2 protein-coding genes and 1 pseudogene are annotated in these 2,255 nt (G+C 77.4%); all 3 read right to left on the bottom strand.

Annotation, left to right across the window (positions count from 1 at the left end):
• The coding region (locus tag C1J00_RS42325; RefSeq protein WP_102914108.1) for an NAD(P)/FAD-dependent oxidoreductase at positions 1 to 1,009 on the bottom strand (1,009 nt) is incomplete at its 3' end.
• Positions 999 to 1,346: a (2Fe-2S)-binding protein gene (locus C1J00_RS42320; protein WP_102914107.1), complete on the bottom strand. Its 348-nt coding sequence runs from the start codon at positions 1,344 to 1,346 to the stop codon at positions 999 to 1,001. The genes C1J00_RS42325 and C1J00_RS42320, both read right to left, overlap by 11 nt.
• A pseudogene (locus C1J00_RS42315) lies at positions 1,343 to 2,197 on the bottom strand (NAD(P)/FAD-dependent oxidoreductase); the annotation flags it as partial. The pseudogene C1J00_RS42315 and the gene C1J00_RS42320, both read right to left, overlap by 4 nt.
• Between the last annotated feature and the right edge of the window lie 58 nt (positions 2,198 to 2,255).

Genomic DNA, 2,255 nt, shown 5'->3' with positions numbered 1-2,255 from the left:
GGCCGGGGGCGGTGCCGTGCAGGTGGGCGGCGGCCGAGCAGCCGGCGATGTGCCCCTCGGCGAGGGCCAGGGCGGCGCCGCCGATGCCGGTGGCCTCGCCGGCCGCCCACACGCCGGGCACGTCCGTGCGCTGTTCGGTGTCGACGGCCACGGCGAGCCCGTCGAGGCGGCAGCCGAGGCCCTCGGCGAGGTCGGTGTGCGGGAGCATGCCGTGGCCGGCGGCGAGGGTGTCGCAGGGCAGGTGCCGTCCGGTGCCGGGCCGGACGTGCCCGTCGGCGTCGAGTGCGGCCACGGTGACGCCGGTCAGCCGGTCGTCGCCGTGGGCGCGGACGACGGTGTGCCGGGTGAGGACCGGGACGCGGTGGCGCAGCAGCCCGACGGCGTATCCGGCGCCCTCGGGGAGCTTGCGCGCCAGGGCGGGGGCATGCCGGGCGAGGCGCTGGGGATCGGCGGACTCGACGAGTGCGGCGACCTCGACACCGGCTGCCGCGAGCCCGGTCGCCACGGGCAGCAGCAGCGGCCCGGTACCGGCCACCACGGCTCGGCGCCCCGGCACCACGAGCCCGCCCTTGAGCATGGCCTGGGCTCCCCCGGCCGTTACGACGCCCGGCAGGGTCCAGCCGGGGAAGGGCAGCACCTGCTCGTAGCCGCCGGTCGCCAGGAGCACGGTGCGGGCGCGCACCTCGACGGGCTCCTCCTGCTCCGGCCCGAGCAGGGTGTGCAGGGTGAAGCCGTCCGGCGTGCGCTCCACGCACCACACATGGTGGTCCGTCAGGACGCGCACGGCACCGGCTGCGAGTCCGTCCCGCAGCCGCTCCCAGGTCCGCCACCCGTGGTGCAGCGCCTCGGGCCTCCTGGCGCCGAGTTCCGCGGCGGGCTGCCGGTAGAACTGCCCGCCGGTCCGCGTCGCGGCGTCGACGAGCGTGACCCGTACGCCGCGCGCGCAAGCCGCCAGGGCGGCGGCGAGCCCGGCCGGTCCGGCACCGATCACGGCGAGGTCAGTCCGCATGGCGCGCCTCCTCCTGACCCGTCCGGTCCCCTGCGCCGGTCTCCCCGCGGCCCGTGCCGTCCTGTGAGCCGATCGCGTCGCCCGGCCGCACCGGCACCAGGCAGGCCCGTTGGTTGGGGCGGCCGTTGACGGTCACCAGGCAGTCGAAGCAGACGCCGATCCCGCAGAACACCCCGCGCGGACGGCCCTCGACCCGGGTGGCTCGCCACGACGTCACCCCTGCCGCCCACAGCACGGCGGCGACCGTCTGCCCGGGCAGCGCGTCGACCGGCCGCCCGTCGAACGTGACCGTGAAGGCGGGGCCGGGCCGGGCCCCGGCCAGCTCCAGCGGGTTCACCCGGCCTCCTCGGTGAAGCGGTCGGGCCGGAACGGGCCGAGGTCCAGATCGGGCGTGCGCCCCGTCAGCGCCTGGGCGATCAGATGCCCGGTGCCGGTGGCGAGCCCGATGCCGGCGCCCTCGTGCCCGCAGGCGTGGAACAGCCCGGGCGCCCTCGGGTCGGGGCCGATCGCGGGCAGGTGGTCCGGCAGATACGGCCGGAAGCCGGCGTACGTCCGCATCGCCCGGACGCCGGCGAGGAACGGGAAGAGCGCGGTCGCCCCGGCCGCCAGGGCGCGCAGTGCCGGGAGCGAGAGCGACCGGTCGAAGCCGACCCGTTCACGGCTGGCGCCGATGAGGACCGGCCCGGCGAGGGTGCCCTCCACCACCGGGGAGGTCTGCAGGGCCGCCGAGTCGCTCGCGACGTCGGCCACGTAGTCGGCGGCGTACACCTTGTGCCGGATGCGCGGCGGCAGCGGCTCGGTGACCAGTACGAAACCCCTCCGGGGCAGCACCGGCAGCGACACTCCGGCGCGGGCCGCCACCTCGCCGCCCCAGGTGCCGGCCGCGTTGACGACCGCGGGGGCGTGGAGGTCATCCCGGTCGGTACGCACGCCACGCACCGCGCCGCCAGGGCCGCGCAGGACCCCGGTCACCTCCCGGCCGGTGAGCACCCGGGCCTTCGAGGCGCGCAGCAGGTGCGCCGCCGCGAGGGCGGGCATCACCTGGGCGTCCTGCGGGTAGTGCACGCCGCCCGCGAGGCCGGGGGCCAGGTACGGCTCCAGTTCGGTGAGCCGGCCGGGCGGCACCGGGACCGCCTCGACGCCGGCGGCGCGCTGCTCGGCGGCGAGCTTCTCCAACGCGGCCAGGGCCCGGTCCGAGCCCTGTCTCTTATACCCATCTGACGCTGCCGACGAACCCTAGGGTGTA

This window comes from Streptomyces cahuitamycinicus (genome assembly GCF_002891435.1).
Lineage (GTDB): Bacteria > Actinomycetota > Actinomycetes > Streptomycetales > Streptomycetaceae > Streptomyces > Streptomyces cahuitamycinicus.
The sequence above is the reverse complement of the archived record's forward strand: the minus strand, read 5'-3'. Positions and strand labels throughout refer to the sequence as shown.